Origin of the sequence: Bowmanella sp. JS7-9 (assembly GCF_004329715.1) — a bacterium.
Classification (GTDB): Bacteria; Pseudomonadota; Gammaproteobacteria; order Enterobacterales; family Alteromonadaceae; genus Pseudobowmanella; species Pseudobowmanella zhangzhouensis.
In genome coordinates, this window is record NZ_JXSY01000011.1 from 328807 (window position 1) to 351057 (window position 22251).

General features: G+C 51.6%; 25 protein-coding genes. 8 read left to right on the forward strand and 17 right to left on the reverse strand.

The window, feature by feature from the left end; genetic code table 11:
- Window positions 1-23: 23 nt before the first annotated feature.
- The 7 genes from tatC to prlC form a co-directional block, all read right to left on the reverse strand.
- A complete protein-coding gene (tatC, locus tag TK45_RS06940) occupies window positions 24-752 on the reverse strand; it encodes a twin-arginine translocase subunit TatC (RefSeq protein WP_131257911.1) in 729 nt (242 codons plus the stop codon).
- Entirely contained in the window at window positions 727-1053 is a 327-nt protein-coding gene (gene tatB / locus TK45_RS06945) for a Sec-independent protein translocase protein TatB (protein ID WP_131257912.1), read from the reverse strand. Before tatB ends, tatC begins: the two co-directional genes overlap by 26 nt.
- 1 nt (window position 1054) lies before the next feature.
- The gene (gene tatA / locus TK45_RS06950) at window positions 1055-1294 is read right to left on the reverse strand and encodes a Sec-independent protein translocase subunit TatA (protein ID WP_131257913.1); all 240 of its coding nucleotides are present in this window, start codon (window positions 1292-1294) and stop codon (window positions 1055-1057) included.
- A 70-nt stretch (window positions 1295-1364) separates the two neighbouring features.
- The gene (gene ubiB, locus TK45_RS06955) at window positions 1365-2993 is read right to left on the reverse strand and encodes a ubiquinone biosynthesis regulatory protein kinase UbiB (RefSeq protein WP_131257914.1); all 1629 of its coding nucleotides are present in this window, start codon (window positions 2991-2993) and stop codon (window positions 1365-1367) included.
- On the reverse strand, window positions 2990-3601 hold the full coding sequence (locus tag TK45_RS06960; protein WP_131257915.1) for an SCP2 domain-containing protein: 612 nt from the start codon (window positions 3599-3601) through the stop codon (window positions 2990-2992). The genes ubiB and TK45_RS06960 overlap by 4 nt, the downstream gene beginning before the upstream one ends.
- On the reverse strand, window positions 3601-4356 hold the full coding sequence (gene ubiE / locus TK45_RS06965) for a bifunctional demethylmenaquinone methyltransferase/2-methoxy-6-polyprenyl-1,4-benzoquinol methylase UbiE (protein ID WP_131257916.1): 756 nt from the start codon (window positions 4354-4356) through the stop codon (window positions 3601-3603). The genes TK45_RS06960 and ubiE overlap by 1 nt, the downstream gene beginning before the upstream one ends.
- A gap of 120 nt (window positions 4357-4476) precedes the next feature.
- Entirely contained in the window at window positions 4477-6513 is a 2037-nt protein-coding gene (gene prlC, locus TK45_RS06970) for an oligopeptidase A (protein ID WP_131257917.1), read from the reverse strand.
- 131 nt (window positions 6514-6644) lie between these two features.
- Between prlC and gorA the strand changes: the two genes are divergently transcribed.
- A complete protein-coding gene (gorA, locus tag TK45_RS06975) occupies window positions 6645-7994 on the forward strand; it encodes a glutathione-disulfide reductase (protein ID WP_217350814.1) in 1350 nt (449 codons plus the stop codon).
- Between the two features lie 59 nt (window positions 7995-8053).
- Window positions 8054-8572, forward strand: coding sequence for a DUF3016 domain-containing protein (locus TK45_RS06980; RefSeq protein WP_254426555.1), 519 nt, complete (start codon window positions 8054-8056; stop codon window positions 8570-8572).
- Window positions 8573-8596: 24 nt separating this feature from the next.
- Here the strand turns inward: TK45_RS06980 and TK45_RS06985 are convergent, their stop codons facing one another.
- On the reverse strand, window positions 8597-8932 hold the full coding sequence (locus tag TK45_RS06985) for a hypothetical protein (RefSeq protein WP_131257919.1): 336 nt from the start codon (window positions 8930-8932) through the stop codon (window positions 8597-8599).
- 60 nt (window positions 8933-8992) lie between these two features.
- Window positions 8993-9304, reverse strand: coding sequence for a hypothetical protein (locus tag TK45_RS06990; protein WP_131257920.1), 312 nt, complete (start codon window positions 9302-9304; stop codon window positions 8993-8995).
- 149 nt (window positions 9305-9453) lie between these two features.
- Here TK45_RS06990 and TK45_RS06995 point away from each other — a divergent pair, with 149 nt between their 5' ends.
- Window positions 9454-9639 (forward strand): hypothetical protein, encoded by a 186-nt coding sequence (locus TK45_RS06995; protein WP_131257921.1) that lies wholly within the window; start codon window positions 9454-9456, stop codon window positions 9637-9639.
- On the opposite strand, the gene epmB is transcribed toward TK45_RS06995, so the two are convergent.
- Window positions 9636-10661: an EF-P beta-lysylation protein EpmB gene (gene epmB / locus TK45_RS07000; protein WP_131257922.1), complete on the reverse strand. Its 1026-nt coding sequence runs from the start codon at window positions 10659-10661 to the stop codon at window positions 9636-9638. The genes TK45_RS06995 and epmB overlap by 4 nt on opposite strands.
- 31 nt (window positions 10662-10692) lie before the next feature.
- Here epmB and efp point away from each other — a divergent pair, with 31 nt between their 5' ends.
- The 3 genes from efp (at window position 10693) to TK45_RS07015 (ending at window position 13002) form a co-directional block, all read left to right on the forward strand.
- A complete protein-coding gene (gene efp / locus TK45_RS07005; RefSeq protein WP_131257923.1) occupies window positions 10693-11262 on the forward strand; it encodes an elongation factor P in 570 nt (189 codons plus the stop codon).
- A 60-nt stretch (window positions 11263-11322) separates the two neighbouring features.
- Window positions 11323-12294 (forward strand): elongation factor P--(R)-beta-lysine ligase, encoded by a 972-nt coding sequence (gene epmA / locus TK45_RS07010; protein ID WP_131257924.1) that lies wholly within the window; start codon window positions 11323-11325, stop codon window positions 12292-12294.
- A gap of 78 nt (window positions 12295-12372) precedes the next feature.
- Window positions 12373-13002: a PilZ domain-containing protein gene (locus tag TK45_RS07015; RefSeq protein ID WP_131257925.1), complete on the forward strand. Its 630-nt coding sequence runs from the start codon at window positions 12373-12375 to the stop codon at window positions 13000-13002.
- On the opposite strand, the gene hutH is transcribed toward TK45_RS07015, so the two are convergent.
- Window positions 12999-14507, reverse strand: a complete 1509-nt coding sequence (gene hutH / locus TK45_RS07020) for a histidine ammonia-lyase (protein ID WP_217350815.1) — start codon at window positions 14505-14507, stop codon at window positions 12999-13001. The two genes, TK45_RS07015 and hutH, sit on opposite strands and share 4 nt — an antisense overlap.
- Window positions 14507-16177 (reverse strand): urocanate hydratase, encoded by a 1671-nt coding sequence (hutU, locus tag TK45_RS07025; RefSeq protein WP_131257927.1) that lies wholly within the window; start codon window positions 16175-16177, stop codon window positions 14507-14509. The genes hutH and hutU overlap by 1 nt, the downstream gene beginning before the upstream one ends.
- Window positions 16178-16300: 123 nt before the next feature.
- On the opposite strand from hutU, the gene hutI reads away from it, so the two are divergent.
- Both hutI and TK45_RS07035 read left to right on the forward strand, forming a co-directional pair.
- A complete protein-coding gene (gene hutI, locus TK45_RS07030; protein ID WP_131257928.1) occupies window positions 16301-17539 on the forward strand; it encodes an imidazolonepropionase in 1239 nt (412 codons plus the stop codon).
- On the forward strand, window positions 17536-18090 hold the full coding sequence (locus TK45_RS07035) for a GNAT family N-acetyltransferase (RefSeq protein WP_131257929.1): 555 nt from the start codon (window positions 17536-17538) through the stop codon (window positions 18088-18090). Before hutI ends, TK45_RS07035 begins: the two co-directional genes overlap by 4 nt.
- Here the strand turns inward: TK45_RS07035 and TK45_RS07040 are convergent.
- The 5 genes from TK45_RS07040 to TK45_RS07060 all read right to left on the reverse strand — a co-directional run bounded on the left by TK45_RS07040 (window position 18079) and on the right by TK45_RS07060 (window position 22030).
- On the reverse strand, window positions 18079-19101 hold the full coding sequence (locus tag TK45_RS07040) for a formimidoylglutamase (RefSeq protein WP_254426556.1): 1023 nt from the start codon (window positions 19099-19101) through the stop codon (window positions 18079-18081). The genes TK45_RS07035 and TK45_RS07040 overlap by 12 nt on opposite strands.
- A complete protein-coding gene (gene rraA / locus TK45_RS07045; RefSeq protein ID WP_131257931.1) occupies window positions 19094-19579 on the reverse strand; it encodes a ribonuclease E activity regulator RraA in 486 nt (161 codons plus the stop codon). The genes TK45_RS07040 and rraA overlap by 8 nt, the downstream gene beginning before the upstream one ends.
- A gap of 91 nt (window positions 19580-19670) precedes the next feature.
- Window positions 19671-20696, reverse strand: coding sequence for a succinylglutamate desuccinylase/aspartoacylase family protein (locus TK45_RS07050; protein ID WP_254426557.1), 1026 nt, complete (start codon window positions 20694-20696; stop codon window positions 19671-19673).
- A gap of 3 nt (window positions 20697-20699) precedes the next feature.
- Window positions 20700-21605 (reverse strand): 30S ribosomal protein S6--L-glutamate ligase, encoded by a 906-nt coding sequence (gene rimK / locus TK45_RS07055; protein ID WP_131257932.1) that lies wholly within the window; start codon window positions 21603-21605, stop codon window positions 20700-20702.
- On the reverse strand, window positions 21602-22030 hold the full coding sequence (locus TK45_RS07060) for an ATP-dependent zinc protease (RefSeq protein WP_131257933.1): 429 nt from the start codon (window positions 22028-22030) through the stop codon (window positions 21602-21604). The genes rimK and TK45_RS07060 overlap by 4 nt, the downstream gene beginning before the upstream one ends.
- Window positions 22031-22251: the final 221 nt, after the last annotated feature.

The following is a 22251-nucleotide window of genomic DNA, read 5'->3' on the forward strand; positions in this document are numbered from 1 at the left end:
CTCTGAACGGATAGTCCCACGGTTTATTCCGCCTGCGATGCTTTGCGCTGGTAGAAGCCACCGACAATTACGCCGATTTCAAACAACAACCACATGGGAATCGCCAGCATGGTCTGGGAGATGACATCCGGAGGGGTCAACAACATGCCAATAACAAATACGCCCACAATCACATAGGAGCGTTTTTCCCGCAGGCTTTGTGGCGTGGTGATGCCGGTCCAGCACATCAGCACAATGGCGATAGGGATTTCAAAACACACCCCGAAAGCGAAAAATAGCTTAAGCACCAGATCCAGATAAAACGTGATATCTGGTGCCACTACCACACCTTCCGGCGCGATGGCGGTCAGAAACATAAAAATCACTGGGAACACCACAAAATATGCGAAGGCGATACCGGAATAAAACAGTAGTGTGCTGGAAAACAGCAGCGGGGCGATCAGGCGTTTTTCACGGCGATACAAGCCCGGTGCGATAAATGCCCAGATTTGGTACAGCACAAACGGAATGGCGATAAAAAACGCCAGCATCAGGGTCAGCTTAAACGGAGCAAACAGCGGGGCTGTGACGTCGGTGGCGATCATCGTTGCGCCAGCAGGTAAGGCTTGTTGCAGCGGCTCCGACACCATGTAGTAGATGTCGTTGGCGAAATATACCAGACTCAAAAACACAACAAAGACGCTAACGAGCGCCTTGATCAGTCGGTTGCGAAGCTCGGTGAGGTGCTCAATCAGACTCTGGGCGTTTATCATTCTCGTTCTTTATCTGCGGTGGCTGCACACTTTGCGCCAGTGCTTTGAGTTCATCCACACTGGCTTGCAGGTGAGGAGGAAGGTCCTTCATCCCCAGCTCTTCGGCTTTTCTTAGATTTTCATGTAATTCGTGGACGCGTAACTGTTCACCCACTTCACTCTTAATGCCGGTGAAGGTGCTGCGAATACTGCGCACGGTTCTAACCGTGCCACGAATAGCGCCGGGTAATTTGTCCGGGCCAAGCACAATCAGGGCTACGACGCCGACCAGCAATAATTCCAGAAAGCCGATATCTGGCATATCAGGACTTTTCCTTAACCTCTGGTTTCTCGGCTTGTGACTGCTGAGTCTGATCGGTTACTTTTTGTTGATTGTTCGCGTCAAAGTCGGCGTCTTTCTCTTCGTCCTGAGACATAGATTTTTTGAAGCCTTTAACGGCTGATCCAAGGTCCGACCCAAAGTTACGTAACTTCTTGGTTCCAAACAGCAAAATTACGATGACAACGATAATTAACAGTTGCCAAATTCCCATATTTGCCATGTTTCTCTCCTGATTACAGATTGGCTCGCGCCATTATACGTTGATGCGCTAAAAGGTCACTGGATTTGATTTAATCCATCTCGCGCAGATGTTCATACCAGGCTCGCAACCAACACAGGCCCGCTGCTACACCGGGCACACTGCTGTGCCAACCCAACGGCGTTAACAGCGCAACCAGTGCCAGCACACTGCCTGTGCCGGCCAGCAAAAAGATTCTGTCGCGCTTGCGCTGACGGGCAAGCAATTGGCGATGCTCTTTGGCCTGCTGTGCCGGCAAGCCTTTTAATTGCTTAAGGGTGTCGTACACCAGTTCCGGCATGTCAGGCATTTTTTCTGACCAATAAGGCAGATTGGTTTTAATTTTTTTCCACATGGCGCTGAAGCCAACCTGCTCTTTCATCCAGTTTTCCAAAAAGGGTTTGGCGGTTTTCCATAGATCCAGTTGTGGGTATAACTGGCGGCCAAGTCCTTCGATATACAATAAGGTTTTTTGCAACAACACCAGTTGCGGCTGCACCTGCATATTGAAACGACGGGCAGTATTAAACAGTTGCAACAGCACAATACCAAAGCTTATTTCGGCCAGAGGTTTATTGAATATAGGCTCACATACCTGACGAATAGCGGCTTCAAAATCATCCACATTGGTATCCGCCGGCACCCAGCCTGAGTCCACGTGCAGGGTCGCCACTTTGCGATAATCGCGGTTGAAAAAGGCCACAAAGTTTTCCGCCAGATAGCGTTTGTCTTCGCTGTTAAGTGTGCCCACAATGCCAAAATCGATGCCGATATACATAGGATCGTGCGGGTGTTCGCGGGATACGAAAATATTGCCAGGGTGCATATCTGCGTGGAAAAAGCTGTCACGAAATACCTGTGTGAAGAAGACTTCTACGCCGCGTTCAGCCAGCAAGGGCATATTGGTGCCCTGCGCTTCCAGTTCGGCCACATTGGCAACCGGAATTCCGTTGATACGCTCCATCACCAATACATTGGTGCGGCAGTATTGCTCGTAAATATGCGGAATATACAGGGCATTGGAGTCTGCGAAATTTTGTTTTAACTGTAAGCCGTTACTGGCTTCCAGCATCAGGTTCAGCTCATCCAGGATGGTACGACGGTATTCTTCCACCACTTCAACCGGGCGCAGACGTTTACCATCGGGTAAGAACTTGCGGGCCATCTTGGCCAATACCTGTAATAACTCGATATCGGCATCAATGGTGGCACGAATATTCGGGCGAATGACTTTGACCACCACTGCCTGATTGTTGTCTTTCAGGCAAGCAGTATGCACCTGCGCAATGGACGCAGACGCCAGCGGCTGAATATCAAATTCATCGAACAGGTCGCTAATGTCGTTGATACCGAGTGCGTTAACGATAATATCGCGCGCTACTTCACCATCAAATGGCTGTACTTTATCCTGTAGCTTGGCCAGTTCATCGGCGACATCCGGCGGCAATAAATCCCGACGGGTGGATAGCATCTGACCGAATTTAATAAAGACCGGTCCCAGACTCTGCAGGGCAAGACGCAGGCGTTCACCACGGCTGGCCTTAGGATAGCGATTGCGGATCCAGAAGGCACTGGCGCGCCATACCCGTACATACCAGGGCATCCAGCGCGCCGGGACTAGTTCATCCAGCCCGTGTTCGAGAATGATCTTATTAATTTGATAGAGTCGTTTAAAACTCACACAGACTCCTTGACTGAGCTTAACGCGGCAATGCGTTTATCCAGCGCCTCGGTGCGTTTCGTCAGCGCATCCAGGTCACGATTAAATTGCAGTTGACGGCCCTTGGGCACTAACACGGGTTTTTCTTCGGCTAACGCATCGCGCAGTTGCCTTTTAACAAGCGCGGCTTTATTGCTTAGCCATTGTGAACCGTCGCGTACGACCCGGCCAAGGTGATGAGCAACCACATCGCCAGTGTAGCGTGATACATGCTCCTGCCAATCGATATCCAATTCTTTAAACAATGCGCTTATGTCCTGCGCCAGTTGCATGTCGCCGCGCACAGAGAGCTTTTGTTGGCGGATCAGCTCGGTGAGTTGGCTGCTGTCGGTTAGTTGCGGCAAGGTGGACATGGACAGGCTAATCAGGCAGTCCGGTTCATCATCGCACACCAGAATATCGATGCGTTGGCTAAATACAAACAGCAGAGGTTGCGAGAGTTCCTGCAGGTGCAGTGCCAGTCGTTTACCCGCTAAAGGTCGCAGGCGTTTGGCACTGTTCTCATCCAGCGCCAATACACGGTTGATAGCACTTTCCAGCGTGGCGCTGAGCAGCTGCAGTGCTGGCATCAGAATTTAAATCCTTTGTGCAGGGCAACGATACCACCGGTCAGGTTGTGATAGGTGGTTTGTTCAAAACCCACCGCTTCCATCATTGATTTCAGGGTGTCCTGATCCGGGTGCATCCTGATAGACTCTGCCAAATACTGATAGCTCTCAGCATCATTGGCGATGAGTTTGCCCATCTGCGGTAATACTTTAAACGAATACAGGTCATAGACTTTGCTCAACCAATCCTGAGTCGGTTTGGAAAACTCCAGTACCAGTAAGCGGCCACCCGGTTTGAGTACACGGTACATGGAGGCCAGTGCTTTGTCTTTGTCAGTGACGTTACGCAAACCAAACGCGATGGTAATGATATCGAAGGTGTTGTCGGCAAATGGCAGTTCTTCGGCGTTGGCCTGCACAAACTCTACGTTGCCCACCACACCAAGATTGCGCAGTTTGTCGCGGCCCACTTCCAGCATGGATTGGTTAATGTCGGCCAGCACGACCTGACCAGTGGGGCCGACTAAGCGCGAGAATTTAGCGGTTAAATCACCGGTGCCACCGGCCAAATCCAATACTTTGTGGCCAGCGCGAGCGCCGGCGCTGTCGATAGTGAAACGCTTCCACAGACGATGAATTCCCATCGACATCATATCGTTCATGATGTCGTATTTCGCTGCGACCGAATGGAATACCTCGGCTACCATGGAGGCTTTTTGATCTTTATCGACTGTTTTAAAGCCAAAATGGGTTTGTTCGCTGTGTGCGTCTGACATATTGCTTCCTACCTAACTCAATGGCGCTAGTTTAACGAAGTTTGCCTTTGAAAATACAGACAAAAAAGCCGCAACCTTAAGGTTACGGCCTGATACGTTTGATACAGCGCAAAGGATTGCTTAACCGTTAATCCCGCTGTGGCGCAACAGCGCATCCACTTCCGGCTTACGCCCGCGAAATGCTTCAAACAACGCCATCGGCTCATCACTGCCACCTTTTTCCAGAATGCAGTGCATAAAATCGGCGCCGGTTTGCGGATTAAAGATGCCTTCTTCTTCAAAGCGTGAGAACGCATCGGCAGAGAGCACCTCCGCCCACTTGTAGCTGTAGTAGCCGGCGGCATATCCCCCGGCAAATATATGGCCGAAGCTATGCTGGAAACGATTAAATTCAGGTGGCTGCACCACGGACACTTGCTGGCGCACCTCTGACAGTACCTGCTCAACCTGGCCGGTAATCGCCGGATCGAAATCCCGGTGTAAAATAAAGTCGAATAAGGCAAATTCCAGTTGCCGTAACATCTGCATGGCACTTTGGTAATTGCGTGCTGCCAGCATTTTGTTGAGAAGATCCTCAGGTAATGCCTTGCCGCTCTCATAGTGCCCGGACAGGAAACTCAGCGCCTCTGGCTGCCAGCACCAGTTCTCCAGGAACTGGCTGGGGAGTTCTACCGCATCCCAGGGTACGCCGGAGATACCATTCACGCCGCCCACATCGATTTGCGTCAGCATATGGTGCAGGCCATGGCCAAATTCATGGAACAGGGTCACCACTTCATCATGGGTGAACAGTGCCGGTTTACCATCGACCGGACCGTTAAAGTTACAGGTCAGATAGGCCACCGGTAACTGGGCGCCGCTGATGGTCTGGCGCTTATCCCGGCACACATCCATCCATGCCCCGCCACGTTTTTTGGCTCGCGCGTACAAATCAAAATAGAAACCACCACGCAACTGTTGCTGGCTGTCATAAATCGCGTAAAAGCGCACATCCGGATGCCAGGTGTCCACATCACTCACGGACTCAATGCGCAATCCGTATAAGCGCTGCACTACTTCAAATAAGCCGGAGACTACTTTGTGTTCCGGGAAGTACGGGCGCAGTTCCTCGTCCGAGATGGCATATTTGGCTTGCTTGAGTTTTTCACTGTAGTAAGCCAGATCCCAGGCCTGCAGATCCCGGCTGCCATCCATACGCTCGGCAAAATCACGCACCGCTTGCAAGTCTTCTTCGCCCTGAGGCTTGGAACGGCGGGCTAAGTCATGCAGAAAGGTCAGCACCTGCTCGGTGGAGCTGGCCATTTTGGTGGCCAGAGAATATTCCGCATAGTTGGCAAAGCCGAGTAATTTGGCTTTTTCCAGTCTGAACGTCAGCGTCTCCTGCATAATGGCCGAGTTATCCCATTGACCCGCATTCGGCCCCTGATCAGACGCGCGGGTGGTGTAGGCACGGTACATTTCTTCACGTAGTTCACGATTGTCGGCGTACATCATCACCGGCAAGTACGATGGAATATCCAGCGTAAACAACCAGCCCTGCAGGTCTCGCTGCCTGGCAGCCTGGGCTGCTGCTGCTCTGGCTGACTCGGGAAGTCCCGCCAGCATGGAGTCATCCTCGATGTGTTTACTCCAGCCTAATGTGGCATCCATCAGGTTGTTGGAAAATTGCGAGGATAATTCGGATAAACGGGCACTTATCTCGGCGTAACGTTTTTTATCTCCGGCGGGCAGGTCGATGCCGGATAAGCGAAAATCCCGCAGAGTATTGTCGATGGCCTTTTGCTGCGCCTGACTTAAGGTGCTGAATTCATTACTGTTACGTAGCGCCTGATAAGCGGCGAACAAGCCTTCATGTTGCCCTACCCAGGTGCCGTATTCAGAAAGTAGCGGCAGGCAACTGTCATGGGCTTCACGCAACGCATCACTGCTGACTACCGAATTCATGTGGGATACCGGTGACCAAAGCTGGCTAAGCTCATCATCGGCCTGCTCGATGGGTAAAATCAGGCCGGCGTAACTCACGTCACCACTAGCCACCGCCTGTTCAATCACAGATTTGCAATGACTGATCGCCTGCTCCACAGCGGGCTTGATCTGGTCGGGGCTGATGGCGGAAAAGGTCGGCAGGGCAAACGCCTGAGCAACAGAAGTAGACATAGCGAACACTCATAAAATCGTTTACTGCTATATAGGTGTAACCCACACAAAAACAAGGGCATACTGATAATTACTTGAAAGCCCGACGCCTGCCCCAATTGTCTTCGGGTGTTGTTAGCGGAAAGAAATTGATGAAGCATTTTGATTATATTTGTATCGGCGCCGGCAGTGGTGGCATTGCCTCTGCTAATCGAGCCGCCATGTATGGCCAGCGGGTTGCGCTGATTGAACCGAAGCAGTTGGGAGGCACCTGTGTAAACGTGGGCTGTGTACCCAAAAAGGCCATGTGGTACGGTGCCCAAATTGCTGAAGCGATGGATCTTTACGCTGCCGATTATGGTTTTGAGGTCGAGAGAAAAAGCCTTAACTGGTCGCGCCTGATTGCCAGTCGTGATGCCTATATCAGCCGAATTCACGCATCTTATGAGCGGGTGTTGGGTGCTAACAAGGTGACCGTCGTGCCCGGTAAAGCGACGTTCGTCGCGCCGAAAACCATTGAAGTGAATGGCGAACAATATCACGCTGACCATATTCTTATTGCCACCGGTGGAAAGCCGCGTTGGCCGAATGTGCCGGGTGCGGAGCTGGGTATCGACTCTGATGGATTCTTTGCATTAGAGCAACAACCACAGCGTGCGCTGGTGGTGGGCGCAGGGTATATCGGTGTTGAAATTGCCGGCGTGTTGCACGCGTTGGGTACACAAACGTATCTGGCGGTCAGGCACAATGCGCCGCTACGGCATTTCGATCCTATGTTGAGTGAGACACTCAAAGAGTTGATGGCTGAGCATGGGCCGACGCTGTTGACCGAGCACGACGTGGCTCAGGTGGAAAAACTGGCCGATGGTGCTTTACAGGTCAGGTTTAAAAATGGACATCAGGTTCAGGTAGATACACTAATCTGGGCAATTGGCCGCGATCCTGTGATCGCTGATCTGGGTTTGCGTGAGGCAGGAGTGGAACTCAATGAGGATGGCTATATCGCGGTCGATGAGTTCCAGCAAACCAATGTGCAAGGCGTGTATGCGGTCGGCGATGTCACCGGTCATATTGAATTAACCCCGGTGGCGGTAAAAGCCGGGCGACAACTGTCTGAGCGGTTATTCAACAACAAGCCAAACGCCAAAATGGATTATGCCAATGTGCCGACTGTGGTGTTCAGTCATCCACCCATAGGCACAATTGGCTTAACCGAACCGCAAGCGGCGCAGCAGTTTGGTGCTGAAAATCTGAAAATTTATGAGTCGACCTTCGCCGCTATGTATAACGCGGTGACCAGTAATCGCCAGACCACCCGCATGAAACTAATCTGTGCAGGAGAGGATGAAAAAGTCGTCGGCCTGCATGGCATTGGCTTCGCAATGGATGAAATTTTGCAAGGCTTTGCCGTAGCCATCAAGATGGGCGCGACTAAGGCTGATTTCGACGCCTGTGTGGCTATTCACCCTACCAGCGCGGAAGAGTTCGTGACGATGCGTTAAGGGGCAATTCAGGTTAGACTGGATAAGCTATCGCCAGTAATTAAATGGAAGAGGTTGATATGAAACGCGTTATGGCTTTGGGTTTGATGTTAGCGGGTTCGCTGAGTATGCCGGTAATGGCACAGGGCTCGTTAAAACTTGAATGGAAAAATCCGGACAAATTCCGTGATATCCGGCCAGCCAATCAGTCGCGTCAGTCGTTTCGCGAAGAAGTGTTCAGTCAGTTACAAAAGTACATTGAACTGCGTTTAGTCAACCGTCTCGCCGATGGCTTCAGTCTGCATTTAACTGTCACCGACCTCGATCTGGCTGGCGAAGTGTGGCCAGCAATGATGGTTGGCCTCAATGGTGGAAGTGACGTCAGATTGATCAAGCAAATTGACTCGCCGCGTATGGCGTTTGATTTTCAACTGCTGGATGCCAGTGGTCAGGTTGTACTTGAGGGTAGTGAAGATATTCGCGATATGAGCTTTATGGACAGAGGTTCATTGGTGCGTGATACCGATCCGCTGCGTTACGAGAAGAATTTGTTACGGGGCTGGTTTGATAAAGCGTTGGCTGGCTATATACAAAAATAAAAAAGGCCGCAATTGCGGCCTTTTTTACAGCATCTTTTCAATGGACTTATACAACTCGATGGCGTCTTTTTCACTCAGCCCATTGCTCTGACTGGCCTTGCCGACGCTACTGGACACCCTGACAAAATCATTTTGACTGACTGGGGCGCTGTCTTCGGCTGCCGATTTTTGTTGCGCTGCCTGCGTGGGTTGTTGCTGCTCGCGCTGCTGGATAATTTGTGCCTGCGCCGACAGCTGAACGTCCGGTTGATTGGCCTGACCGATGCCAAACGCATTGGGCGACGCACCGGATGACGGCGCGGATTCTGCTGCGCGCGGTAACGCGACGTTGAGCTTCACAGTTGAACCAGTAATTTCCACAATAAACCTCCATGACGGCAGGAAAGATAATTATGGTTCAACTCCGGCGTTGTCGCGACTTTAGCTCTTCAAACTGGCGGAAAAGTTGGCCAGCGTGCTGAACAGTAGTTCCATCTTCTTTACCGTATCGGCAATCAATTCTGGCTCTGGGGTGTCGATAGCCTGCTCAATTTGCAATACCTGCTCAGCGACTTCGGCCACATAGGGGCTAAAGCGCGTGTTATCTGTACCAAAACCGGCATGAGCAGGGAATATTTGCTGAAACTTGCCTTTACCCTGCGCGCTGAGTTGATCGAGGCGGGCATCTGCGTCTAACGCTTTGCGATATAAAAGTTGTAAATTTTGTTTAAGAGAATCAATAACCTGGTTCATTTGTTCACTTTGGTGTCTATATTTAACTAAAGTTTTGCAGGCTGTTGCCGATACACCCCATAAGCGGAGGTATCGACTTTCGCCGGGTGAGAGTTTGCCCTATCGCTGCACGAAAGTGTGAAATTTTTTATTTAGATAAAGGAGATGGTATGGAAATCCAGGGATCTACCGGGGTATCCGACGCGTCTGCAGAACTTCGCGCTGCTAAGCTGGCCAAAAACCAGCAGGAGCAGGAAGGCAAAGCAGCGCTCCAGTTGCTGGACTCGGCGGCTGGCGTACCACAGTCAAGCTCAGCGAATCCTGCGCTGGGGTCGACTGTCGACACTTACGCTTAAGGATGCAGTAGCAAGTCCACAGGGGTTTTGCCTGGCTGGCCGGCGATTTCACGCACCAAACGTGGAACCAAAAAGCCGGGCAAACGCCTGATTATTTCTGCCATTAATTCCCGCGCTCGTTCATCCGATACATCAAAATGTTGTGCGCCCTGCACTTTATCCAGCATATGCAGGTAATAGGGTAATACACCGGCAGCAAACAACCGCTCACTCAACGCCTCCAGCGCATCCGCACTATCATTAACCCCTTTTAGCAGTACCGCCTGATTGAGCAACGTCACGCCAGCGCGTTTCAGTTGCTGCAGGCGAGTAGCCAGTAATGGATCTATTTCATTGGCATGATTAATATGCAAAACCATCACCAATGGCAGGTTTAAACTGTTTATCCACGCTAGTAAGTCTTCACATACTCGTGATGGGATCACGACAGGCAATCGGGTATGAATACGCAGGCGGCGAATGTGTGGAATCTCGCTGATTTGATCGCATAGCCAGGCCAAAAAGTCATCTTTGGCCATCAGTGGATCGCCACCGGACAGAATCACTTCGTTGATATTGTTATCCGAGCGAATATGCTGCAGCGCCACCATCCAGTCACGTTTATTCAGGTGATTGTCACCATAGGGAAAGTGGCGGCGAAAACAATAACGACAGTTAATTGCGCAGCCGCCACGCACAATCAGCAACGCGCGGCTTTGGTACTTGTGCAAAATACCCGGCGTGATGTTGTCCTGTTCATCGAGGGGATCATGACTAAATCCGGGCTCCTGTAAAAACTCTGCGGACTGGGTGTATACCTGGCGGAAAAGCGGATCATGCCAGTCTCCGGCTACCATTTTCGCTACAAACGGGCGGGGCACGCGCATAGCAAACAACTCGCGCGCCGCGCTGTCTGCCTCATTCTCGTGCGCAGATAAATTTAACCGCGCCAGTAATTCTGACGGGTCTGTGATGCAGTCAGCCAATTCTTTTTGCCATGGCCTCTCTACAGTGACTGGAATTTTAGGTATCATTCGCGACAATTATTTGCCTTAAAGAAATGTGGAATACAGCATGGCGACAGTAAGCACCAATGAGTTCAAAGCGGGCCTAAAAATAATGCTCGACGGCGAACCTTGCAACATTCTTGAAAACGAATATGTAAAACCAGGTAAAGGTCAGGCATTTAACCGGGTGAAAATCCGTAAATTAATTTCCGGCAAAGTGCTGGAAAAGACCTTTAAATCTGGCGACACAGTGGAAACTGCAGATGTTATGGATACCGAACTTAGTTACTTATACAGTGACGGTGAGTTCTGGCATTTTATGAACAACGAAACATTCGAGCAGATTGCTGCTGATAAAGCCGCAGTGGGCGACACAGTAAAATGGTTGGTCGAAAATGACCCTTGCACTGTAACTTTATGGAATGGCGCCCCTATCACTGTGACTCCGCCTAATTTCGTTGAGTTGCAAATTGTTGAAACTGATCCGGGCGTGAAAGGTGACACCGCAGGAACGGGCGGTAAACCGGCCACCCTGACGACAGGTGCTGTGGTACGTGTGCCTCTGTTTGTGCAAACTGGTGAAGTGATTAAAGTTGACACCCGCAGTGGTGAATACGTATCACGTGCTCAGAAGTAAGCACTGATTTGAAAAAACAGCCCACTTCGGTGGGCTTTTTTAATTCCGGAAGTGGAAGTGATGAAGACAGACTGGCAGCCAACCGCGGACATCGAAACATTGCGCCACCGTGCGCAAATCATGCAGCAGATCCGAGACTATTTTGCTGCACAGCAGGTGTTGGAGGTTGAAACGCCCCAGCTTAGTCGTTTCGGGGTGACAGACGTGTATCTGCAAAATCTGTCCTGTCTGTTTAGTGGGCCGGGATTTGCCAAACAGACCCCGCTTTATCTGCAAACTTCGCCAGAATATGCCATGAAGCGTCTGCTGTGCGCCGGCAGTGGATCAATTTTTACCTTGTGTAAGGCCTATCGTGACGACGAGGTGGGGCGGCAACACAATCCGGAATTTACCATGCTGGAATGGTATCGCACGGGCTTTGATCACCACCAATTGATGGATGATATGCAGGCATTGTTGCAACCGATTCTGGCGACGCAGACTTTCTTGCGGATCAGCTATCAGCAAGCCTTTTTGCAATATCTGCAAGTAGATCCTCTCAGCGCAGAGTTATCCCGGCTGCGAGAGATTGCCGCCCGGTATGGTCTGGCAGATATCACCGCCAATGAAACGGACAGAGACTTTATTCTGCAATTATTGTTTTCCCAGCAGATAGAGCCGCTGATTGCCGAACAGCTACCGGTATTTGTGTATGACTTTCCGGCTAGCCAGGCATCGCTGGCCAGATTGAGTCAGCAAGACCCGCGTGTGGCCCACCGCTTTGAGCTCTATTTCCGAGGTATCGAGTTGGCTAATGGCTTTTTCGAATTACAGGACGCCACAGAACAGCGCCAACGATTCGAGCAGGATAATGCCAAACGTCAGGCACTTGGGATGGAAACAAAAGCACTGGATGAGTCATTTCTGGCCGCGTTGGAACATGGTATGCCAATGTGTTCTGGGGTGGCGCTGGGCATTGATCGTTTGGTGATGCTGGCGCTGAATAAAGCGTCCATCCGTGAAGTTATCGCATTTCCATTGGATATTGCCTGAAAACACTTGCAGTCCCCTATTTATCAGCGGTAAAAAAGACATTACAGACAAAAAAATGGACTTTACGCTCGGATAGCTATGTTGGAAACACACGCCAAGCCTTTTGTATTTCATATTTCCCATTTCATCGTCGGGCAATGGCTGGATATTGAGATAGAAAACTACTTACCCACTGAGAATGATCGTTACAAAGCGCGGTTTGTTGGCGGTAGCCAAAGTGGCTATTTGCTGGTGGAACAACCGGACGCGCGGCGTTATGGGATGCTGCGTAACAGTATACGCGACCAGGGCACACTGATCATTCGGGCTATTTCTGAGGGTGGGCAAGGCGAATGTATCGCCTTTAAGGCGGACATTACCGGTACTATCAACCACCCCCAACGCTTGATTGCGGTTGCCTTTCCCAACGATATTGAGCGTCGCGAGTTACGCAAAGAAAAACGTCATCTGACGGACATTCCTGCTCAGATTCGCGCCCCGGGATCGACTCGTTTAATCGATTGCACCATAGTTGATATTTCGTCTGGCGGTTGCCGCGTGGAATGTAATGTGGGTGAGAAAGTGATCGGTCTGAAACTTAAACAAATTGACCTACTATATGACGACCCGGCATCAGGCGAGCCCCGCTGTAAACAGGCTACCGTGCGTTCCGACAGAAAGCAGGGCAGCCTGTTAATGATAGGCATGTCATTCGACGAACTGGATTAATTGATCCGAATTACCCGGTTATATTCGCCGGCGTAAATTTGTGCGGTAATCGCAGCAATATCTGGCGAAAAATAACGATCAGAGTCATAAAACGGTACCTTGCTGCGGATCAGCGCAAAGGCGGTTTCCAGTTGCGGGGTGGTTTTCAGTGGTCGACGGAAATCCAGTCCCTGTGCGGCGCTTAATAACTCGATAGAAATAATATTAATGCTGTTTTCCAGCATATCCGCCAGTCTGCGCGCGGCAAAGGTTGCCATCGACACATGATCTTCCTGATTAGCAGAAGTCGGCAGACTATCCACTGACGCCGGATGGGCCAGCGTTTTATTTTCAGAGGCCAGCGCCGCGGATGTAACCTGTGCCAGCATAAAGCCTGAGTTTACGCCGCCATTTTCCACCAGGAACGGTGGCAAACGTGAAAGATTCGAGTCAATTAATAACGCGCCACGTCGTTCTGATAAGGCGCCGATCTCAGCAATGGCCAATGCCAGATTGTCGGCCGCCATGGCCACTGGTTCGGCATGAAAATTACCGCCGGAAATCACATCCTCACCAAAAATCAGCGGATTATCGGTCACGCCATTGGCTTCGACTAACAGCACATCGGCAGCCTGACGGATTTGCTGCAAGCACGCGCCCATTACCTGTGGCTGACAACGCAGCGAATAGGGATCCTGCACTTTTTCGCACTGGGCGTGGGAGTTACCCACCTCACTGCTGTCAGCCAGCAGTTCTCGATATGCTGCTGCCATATCAATCTGACCTAGCTGGCCTCGTGCCTCATGAATTCTGGGGTCAAACGGTGCCCGACTGCCTAGAGCGGCCTCGACACTCAGTGCCCCGGCTACCGTGGCCGCATTGAGCAGATCCTGCGCGCCGAACAAGCCACGCAGCGCCAGTGCGGTAGACGCTTGCGTGCCATTGAGCAATGCCAGTCCTTCTTTCGGAGCGAAACTCAGTGGCTCCAGGCCTGCTATTTTAAGCCCTTCGGCGCCAGAGAGGATTTCTCCGCGGTAATGCACATGTCCTTCACCCATCAATGGCATACTCATATGCGCCAGAGGAGCTAGATCGCCACTAGCTCCCACTGAGCCTTTTTCAGGTACACATGGGTATATTTCATGGTTAAGGAGTGAAAGTAAGTACTCAATAACAATTTTGCGTACGCCGGAGTACCCACGCGCCAGCGAGTTGATTTTCAGCGCCATCATCAGGCGTACTACACTGTCGTCCATTAGCTTGCCGACACCGGCAGCATGGGACAAGACAATCGAACGCTGCAGCAGCTCTAGCTCATCCGGTTTAATGCGGGTATTGGCCAGCAAACCGAATCCGGTGTTAATGCCATAAACGACACGTCCTTCGCTGATCACCCTGGCGACGGTTTGAGCCGAAGCCTCAACCTGTTGCCAGGCGCTGTCCGTTAAAGAGAGCGTGACGTTTTTATGCAATATCTGACGCAAATCGGCCAGGGTGAGTTTTCCGGGGTGAATGCACAGGCTCATCAGGCGTCTTGCTCCAGCATAGGTAAATCCAACCCGTTTTCACGAGCACAGCGTTTGGCAATATCGTAGCCGGCGTCTGCATGGCGCATTACGCCGGTTGCGGGATCGTTCCATAATACCCTGGCGAGACGTTTGTCCGCCTCATCCGTGCCATCGCATACGATGACCACGCCTGAATGTTGACTAAAGCCCATGCCAACGCCACCGCCATGATGCAGGCTGACCCAGGTTGCGCCACCGGCGGTATTTAACAGCGCATTAAGCAATGGCCAGTCAGAGACGGCGTCTGAGCCGTCCAGCATGGCTTCGGTCTCGCGGTTTGGGCTGGCTACCGAGCCTGAGTCCAGGTGGTCACGACCGATAACGACCGGGGCAGATAGCTCGCCATTTTTCACCATCTGATTAAATGCACGAGCAATGCGTGCGCGGTCTTTCAGGCCAATCCAGCATATGCGCGCGGGTAAGCCCTGAAAGTGAATGCGTTCGCGCGCCATATCTAACCAGTTATGCAAATGAGGATTATCCGGGATCAGTTCTTTGACTTTCGCATCCGTTTTGTAGATGTCCTTGGGATCGCCGGACAGTGCTGCCCAACGAAATGGTCCAATACCTTCGCAAAACAGAGGGCGGATATAGGCAGGCACAAAGCCCGGGAAATCAAATGCATTATTAACACCGACTTCTAATGCCATCTGGCGAATATTGTTACCGTAATCGAAGGTCGCCGCGCCGCGCTCCTGCAGCGTCAGCATTGCGCGCACCTGCACGGCCATTGACTGTTTGGCGGCACTTACCACTTCGGCTGGTTTTTCGACTCGCATGTTGGCCGCATGTGCAAGTGTCCAACCCTGCGGCAGATAGCCATTTAACGGATCGTGTGCTGAGGTCTGGTCGGTCACCACATCGGGAGTGATATTGCGTTCGACAAGCTCACTGAACACATCGGCAGCATTGCCGAGCAGGCCGACTGAAACCGGCACGTCAGTGTGGTGGATAATGTCCAGTGCCTCATCCAGCGTCAGGGCTTTTTTATCTACATAGCCGGTACGCAGGCGAAAATCGATGCGGGTTTCGTCACATTCAACCGCGATCATTGAAAAGCCTGCCATGGTGGCGGCCAACGGTTGTGCCCCGCCCATTCCACCTAAACCGCCAGTGAGTACCCACTTTCCTTTTATGTCGCCATTGAAATGCTTTCTCGCCGCTGCACCAAAGGTTTCATAGGTGCCCTGTACAATTCCTTGACTGCCGATATAGATCCAACTGCCAGCGGTCATCTGGCCGTACATCATCAGGCCTTGCTTATCCAGTTCGTTAAATTTTTCCCAGGTTGCCCATTGCGGCACCAGATTGGAGTTGGCAATCAGCACACGAGGTGCGTTTTCATGGGTTTCAAATACACCCACCGGCTTACCTGACTGTACCAGCAAGGTTTGGTGTAGCTCGAGACGCTGCAGTATCTCAACGATCTTATCGAAGCATACCCAATCTCGCGCCGCGCGGCCGATACCACCGTATACCACCAGATCTTCCGGACGCTCGGCTACATCCGGGTCGAGATTATTCATTAACATGCGCAACGCGGCTTCGGTTTGCCAGTGTTTGCAGCTTAACTGGCTGCCATGGGGCGCCCGGATCACCCGGGTAGGATCGTGTCTGTCAGATTGCATAGGGAATTCCGTACATTTTTTATTTAGCGGCTACTAACTGCCGGTTTGCGGAAGCGGTCAAATTGACACAGCGGCCATAACCTTTCAAGCTAGCCCATCGTTTGAATCAGGACGTTTATCTGTATGTCTGTTAACCCTGCTTGCCATCCCTTGCGTGGCGATACGCTCATTACCAATGTACATCTTGCTTGCATGCATCCTGACCAGCCACCGGCTTTTGAAAATGCCGCAGTGTTAATTGAGCGTGGGCAAATCGTGTGGATCGGCCAGGTAAGTGAATTGAGTCAGGTTAGCGCAGACGAGACCTTTGATGGGCAGGGTCAATGGCTACTGCCCGGCTTTATTGATTGCCACACCCATTTGGTGTTCGGTGGCAGTCGTGCAGATGAATTCGAGCAACGTTTGCACGGTGCCAGCTATCAGCAAATTGCGGCGGCAGGCGGCGGTATTCTAAGCACGGTACGCGCAACCCGGGAAGCCAGTGAAGATCAGTTGTTTGCCAGTGCCAAACAGCGTGCGTTGACCTTAATTGCTCAGGGCGTGACCAGTATTGAAGTGAAATCCGGTTATGGTCTGGATACGGCAACAGAATTAAAGATGTTGCGCGTTGCGCGTCGCTTAGGAGATGAATTACCGCTTAACATTGCCTGTACTTTTCTTGGCGCGCACGCCTTGCCGGCCGACTTCGCGGGCAACGCACAGGGTTATATCGATTTGGTCTGTGAGCAGATGCTGCCCAAGGCGGTAGAGGCTGGGCTGGTCGATGCGGTGGATGTATTTTGTGAGTCGGTGGGTTTCACGTTAGCGCAAACCCGTCAGGTGTTTGAAACCGCCAAAGGTCTGGGCGTACCGGTCAAATGCCATGCGGAGCAGTTATCGAATCTGGGCGGCAGCGCCTTAACCGCTGAGTTTGCTGGCTTATCTGTCGATCATATTGAGTTCTTGGATGAGGCAGGTGTCAAGGCGATTGCGGCCAGTGGTACTGTTGCCACTTTGCTGCCGGGGGCGTTTTACTTTTTACGTGAGACACAATTACCACCCATTGACCTGTTGCGCGCTAATGGCGTGCCAATGGCGCTGGCAACAGATTACAACCCTGGTACGTCACCGTTATGCAACCTGTTGCTGATGCTGAATATGTCTTGTACCCTGTTCCGTTTGACCCCAACAGAAGCTCTGCAAGGCGTTACCTGCCATGCCGCGCGAGCACTGGGATGGCAGCAGCGGGTGGGCAGTATCGCGGTCGGTTATCAGGCCGATTTATGTTTATGGGATATTGCCCAGCCTAATCAACTGGCTTATCAGTTCGGGGATTTGCGTCCATCGGCGCGCTGGTTTAAAGGACAATTACAAGACCTATGACAACAATCGACACGGCCCGTTTACGTTTACGCCACTGGAAAGATATTGACCTTGCCGGTTTTGCTGCGCTTAATGCCGATCCCGACGTTATGCGCTTTTTCCCTGCAATGCTGACCCGTGAACAAAGTGATGCGGCGGCGCAGCGCTATCAACAGGGTCTGGCCGCTCGCGGCTATGGATTTTGGGCGGTAGAGCGCAAAGAACAGGGCGATTTTATTGGCTTTATTGGTATTCAGCCGTTAAAGCCGGATTTACCTTGTGCACCGGGCGTTGAGATCGGCTGGCGACTGGCTTCCCACTGCTGGCGAAAGGGTTATGCCTCGGAAGGTGCAAAGGCGGTCAGAGATTTTGCCTTTCAGACGCTGCAATTGAGTGAGCTTAAATCGATTACTCCGGTAATCAATCAACCTTCACGTGGGGTGATGGAGAAAATAGGCATGTCTGACAGTGGTGCGAATTTTTTGCATCCGCTGGTCAGTGCCGGGCATCCGCTGCATGAACATGTGATGTATCGAATGTCATCGCAGGACTGGCTGTCTTTAAAGGACTAAGCGCGCCTTTACAAACGCGCAGATAAGTTCGGCCAACACCTGGCCACAGACTTTTTGACCGGCGCTGAGACCCGCCGGATGACGCTCGGGTGCTGCCTCGGCCAGATGCAGGTAGCTGACTTTTTCTAACGCTGCCAGACGATGCACATAATACAGCGCATCGTCGACTCCAACGCCACAGGCTGTCATGGCGGAGCTGGGCATATTACTGATGGCATCCACATCTAACTCTAGGCCAATCGGCGAGTCTGATTTAAGTAAATACTGACTAACTTCCGAAAGAATGTTGGTCAGAGTGTGGGTGCGTCGCCATGCCCAGCTTTGCAGCGTATGAAACGGAAATCCGGCTTGGGTTAGTGCAGTCAGACTGTCGTGATTGTTCTTTTGCTCGTGTAAACCGACCACTGTGTAGTGACTTAACGCCCCCTGCTGATGAGCATAACGAAACGGATTACCACTATGACGGCCTTCGCGCGCACGGAAATCACTGTGTGGATCCAGATTGGCAACGGCCAGCGGTTGATTGAAGTGCTCAAAGCAAGCCTGAATTATTGGCAGGGCATTATTGTGCCCGCCGCCAATCACGATGGGGATTAATCCGGCCTCGATAATATCGCTGACTGCCGCTTTCACCCGTAAGTCCAGTTGATGACAGGCTTCGCGCAGGTTTTCGGTGCTGGGATTGGAGCAGGCGGGTGGCTGCACCGTACCAGCGATCAGGAGTTGTTCGCCGCTCATAAATGCATTGGATTGCATATTGAGTAGCACGCTAAGCAGTGCCGGCCAGGCCAACGTGGCGCCACCTAAACCCAGATTCGCGCGCGGGCCAATATCTTCCGGCACGCCTAATAGCGCGTAGCGATAGCCCTGCTGATAAGCCTCATCGAGGTCAAAGGCTGGCGTGAGCAAGCCCATACGCTCACCGAGCCGGACTTCTCCGGCTCTGAGCTGTAAGAGGGTATCGCGTTCGTCCGCAGTAAATACGGTAAAGGCGTAAGAAGGGTTACTCAATATCCAGAGGCTCTGGTGACAGGATAATACCGGTATTGTCGGCGTACACATGGTCTTCTGGCAGGAAAGTTACGCCACCAAAGTTCACCGGAATATCGATATCACCGATAGGCTCGAAGTCGGCACCGACCGGAATCGCCGCCACCGCATGAATGCCAATATCTAAGTCTTCCAGCGCGTCCACATCACGTACGCTGCCGTAGCAGATGATACCTTCCCATTCATTTTCTACCGCTAATTGCGCGATGCCATAATCGATCAGGGCGCGACGATTAGAGCCGCCGCCATCGACTAACAACACTTTACCGCGGCCATTCTGACTCAGCACCTGTTCGATCAGACCGCGGGACTCAAAGCACTTTACCGTGGAAATTTCGCCGCCATAGGAAGCCCGTCCGCCGTAGCTGACGAAAATCGGTTCGACCACGTCGACCGAGTCGGCAAATAAATCGCAAAGTTCAGAAGTGTTGTAATCCATAATTGTTCCGCAGTTGTTCGCTAGCCAAGAGAGTATAATGCCACATCTGCTTTAGTTAAAACCTTGAATTTTCAGTGACAATTGATCGGTATCAGATCTGGCGCTTACTGTAGTCTTCGATAAACGCATCGATAATGTCACCGGCTTCAAGAATGTCCTCATCGCTGAATTTAGCGATATGGAATAAGGCTTCCCCTTCATTGGCGATGGGAATTTTACTCATGCCAATCACCAGTCCCTCGATTGGCGAGCGAATTGGTTGCTCCATATCACCATGGGGGCTGCAGCTGTAACCGAGAATATCGCCTTTATGTACCTGACTGCCCAATTTCACTTTATTGGTGATCAGGCCGTCGTTTTCATTACGCACCCACTGGCTGTTGTTGGCCATCAGGGGTTTGAAGCTGGTGCGAATACCACGCCGTTGCACCATGCCCAGTTCTTTCATCACGTTGAGTACGCCGAGCAGGCCAGCTTTAATCGGGCGCGACTCGAGACGCAACGCTTCCCCGGCCTCATACACGATTACCGATATACCCAGTGCGTTGGCTTCGGCGCGCAGGGTGCCTTCACGTTCTTTGGCGTGCAGGATAACCGGCACGTTAAACGCCTCCGCCATTTTCAAGGCGACAGGGTCGGTAATATTGCAGCGGATCTGGGGCAGGTTAGTGCGGTGAATCGCGCCGGTATGCAGATCGATAATATGGGTGGCCTTGGTCATCAGTTCGGTGTACACCAGCCAGGCTAAACGGGAACCCAGTGCGCCCCGTTCGCTGCCCGGGAAGCAGCGGTTCAGGTCGCGCCGATCCGGCAGGTAGCGGGTCTGGTGAATAAAACCAAATACATTGACGATAGGCACGATCATCACCGTACCTTCCAGGCGTTTGGGATTGAGCTTTTTGATTAGCCGTCGGCATATATCGATGCCGTTCAATTCATCGCCGTGCACCGCTGCACAAATCAGTAAAACCGGTCCGTCCTTGGTGCCGTGGAAAACCTCCACATGTAAATCCATGGGGGTATCGGTATATAAGCGTACCGCAGGGATTTTGACAGATTTTTGCGTGCCGGCCGGTACGGATACGTCGGCCAGCACAAAGGGGGCACGTCTTGCCACTCGTTAACCTTTGCCTCTGGTTCTGGTGCGCTTAGATTGGGCATTTTTCTCAATGAATTCAATGATTTTCCCAGCAATGTCTTTGCCGGTTGCGCCTTCGATGCCTTCCAGACCCGGAGATGAATTCACTTCCATGACTACCGGACCATGGTTGGAGCGTAAGATATCGACACCTGCGACATTCAATCCCATGGTTTTCGCCGCTCGCACCGCCGTCAGACGTTCTTCCGGCGTCAGGCGGATAATCGAAGCGGTACCGCCACGGTGCAGGTTAGAGCGGAATTCCCCCGGCTTGGCCTGGCGTTTCATCGCGGCAATGACCTTGTCGCCAATGACGAAGCAACGAATATCAGCGCCGCCCGCCTCCTTTATGTATTCCTGTACCATGATGTTGGCATTTAAACCCATAAAGGCTTCAATCACCGACTCTGCCGCTTTGCGGGTTTCTGCCAATACCACACCGATACCCTGAGTACCTTCCAACAGCTTGATCACCAGCGGAGCGCCGCCGACCATCTCGATTAGATCGGGAATATTACTGGCCTGGTTAGCGAAACCTGTGACCGGCAGGCCGATACCCTTGCGCGACAGCAACTGTAACGAGCGCAATTTATCGCGGCTGCGGGTAATGGCGACAGATTCATTCAGGGGATACACGCCCATCATCTCAAACTGGCGCAGAACTGCCGTGCCATAAAAAGTGATGGAGGCACCAATGCGCGGAATGATCGCGTCGAATTGAGGTAACTCTTTACCACGCACGTGGATGGAGTTTTCCTTCATATTGATGTTCATATAGCACTTAAGTGCATCCACCACGACCACTTCGTGGCCGCGTTGCTCGGCAGCCTCTTTCAGGCGGCGGGTGGAGTAAAGATTGGCGTTGCGCGATAAGACCGCAATTTTCATGAATGCTTTCCTAATAAATAAGAGGCGGCTGGGTCGACGATAAAGCGTTTCAGCATAGCCTGACGCCCCAGTAACATTCTAAACTTCATACTGTCACGATTGGTCAGGGTCAGCTCGATGGGATAACTCTGGTTACCCGCCACCAACTCCGTACGAATCACATAACGTAGCTCTTCGTGACCACCGGAGTCGCGAACTACGCGTTGGTCATGTATTTTGGCTTCGGTAATGACCACGGTTTCGTTATCATTTTGGCGCGGATGCATAAAAATACGGATCCATTCTTCGCCGTCCTTCTCAAACGGTTCCAGATTAAACGCATGCAAACAGGACGTTCGGGCGCCGGTATCAACTTTCATTTTTATCGAGGAGATGCCCAGCTCAGGTAAGCTGGCCCACTCTCTCCAACCTAGGGTTGCGGTCATATTTAAATCTCAAAATATGCGATAGAAATTCGCCTGCGATATACCATGAATTTTGTCTTACAGCTAACAACAAATGTTGTTACGCAGCAAAAATCATCGGCAAAATATCTACGTTTTACTGATAGTTAGCTCAGTGTACAGCCTTTGAACAGCTTTTGGATAAATTAACCGCACACAAACCCTCACTATAGACAAAATAAATGCCCCCAATGAATTAAGAC

Excerpts from the sequence above, each read along its gene's own strand:
- TK45_RS07060 (WP_131257933.1), bottom strand. The coding sequence starts at position 22,030 with ATGACCGCAACCCTAGGTTGGAGAGAGTGGGCCAGCTTACCTGAGCTG.
- TK45_RS07015 (WP_131257925.1), top strand. The coding sequence starts at position 12,373 with ATGTTGGAAACACACGCCAAGCCTTTTGTATTTCATATTTCCCATTTC.
- hutI (WP_131257928.1), top strand. The coding sequence starts at position 16,301 with ATGTCTGTTAACCCTGCTTGCCATCCCTTGCGTGGCGATACGCTCATT.
- rraA (WP_131257931.1), bottom strand. The coding sequence starts at position 19,579 with ATGGATTACAACACTTCTGAACTTTGCGATTTATTTGCCGACTCGGTC.
- ubiE (WP_131257916.1), bottom strand. The coding sequence starts at position 4,356 with ATGTCAGACGCACACAGCGAACAAACCCATTTTGGCTTTAAAACAGTC.
- rimK (WP_131257932.1), bottom strand. The coding sequence starts at position 21,605 with ATGAAAATTGCGGTCTTATCGCGCAACGCCAATCTTTACTCCACCCGC.
- tatB (WP_131257912.1), bottom strand. The coding sequence starts at position 1,053 with ATGCCAGATATCGGCTTTCTGGAATTATTGCTGGTCGGCGTCGTAGCC.
- TK45_RS06995 (WP_131257921.1), top strand. The coding sequence starts at position 9,454 with ATGGAAATCCAGGGATCTACCGGGGTATCCGACGCGTCTGCAGAACTT.
- epmA (WP_131257924.1), top strand. The coding sequence starts at position 11,323 with ATGAAGACAGACTGGCAGCCAACCGCGGACATCGAAACATTGCGCCAC.
- prlC (WP_131257917.1), bottom strand. The coding sequence starts at position 6,513 with ATGTCTACTTCTGTTGCTCAGGCGTTTGCCCTGCCGACCTTTTCCGCC.
- gorA (WP_217350814.1), top strand. The coding sequence starts at position 6,645 with ATGAAGCATTTTGATTATATTTGTATCGGCGCCGGCAGTGGTGGCATT.
- tatA (WP_131257913.1), bottom strand. The coding sequence starts at position 1,294 with ATGGCAAATATGGGAATTTGGCAACTGTTAATTATCGTTGTCATCGTA.
- TK45_RS06990 (WP_131257920.1), bottom strand. The coding sequence starts at position 9,304 with ATGAACCAGGTTATTGATTCTCTTAAACAAAATTTACAACTTTTATAT.
- TK45_RS06980 (WP_254426555.1), top strand. The coding sequence starts at position 8,054 with ATGAAACGCGTTATGGCTTTGGGTTTGATGTTAGCGGGTTCGCTGAGT.
- hutU (WP_131257927.1), bottom strand. The coding sequence starts at position 16,177 with ATGCAATCTGACAGACACGATCCTACCCGGGTGATCCGGGCGCCCCAT.
- hutH (WP_217350815.1), bottom strand. The coding sequence starts at position 14,507 with ATGAGCCTGTGCATTCACCCCGGAAAACTCACCCTGGCCGATTTGCGT.
- TK45_RS07035 (WP_131257929.1), top strand. The coding sequence starts at position 17,536 with ATGACAACAATCGACACGGCCCGTTTACGTTTACGCCACTGGAAAGAT.
- TK45_RS06960 (WP_131257915.1), bottom strand. The coding sequence starts at position 3,601 with ATGCCAGCACTGCAGCTGCTCAGCGCCACGCTGGAAAGTGCTATCAAC.
- tatC (WP_131257911.1), bottom strand. The coding sequence starts at position 752 with ATGATAAACGCCCAGAGTCTGATTGAGCACCTCACCGAGCTTCGCAAC.
- efp (WP_131257923.1), top strand. The coding sequence starts at position 10,693 with ATGGCGACAGTAAGCACCAATGAGTTCAAAGCGGGCCTAAAAATAATG.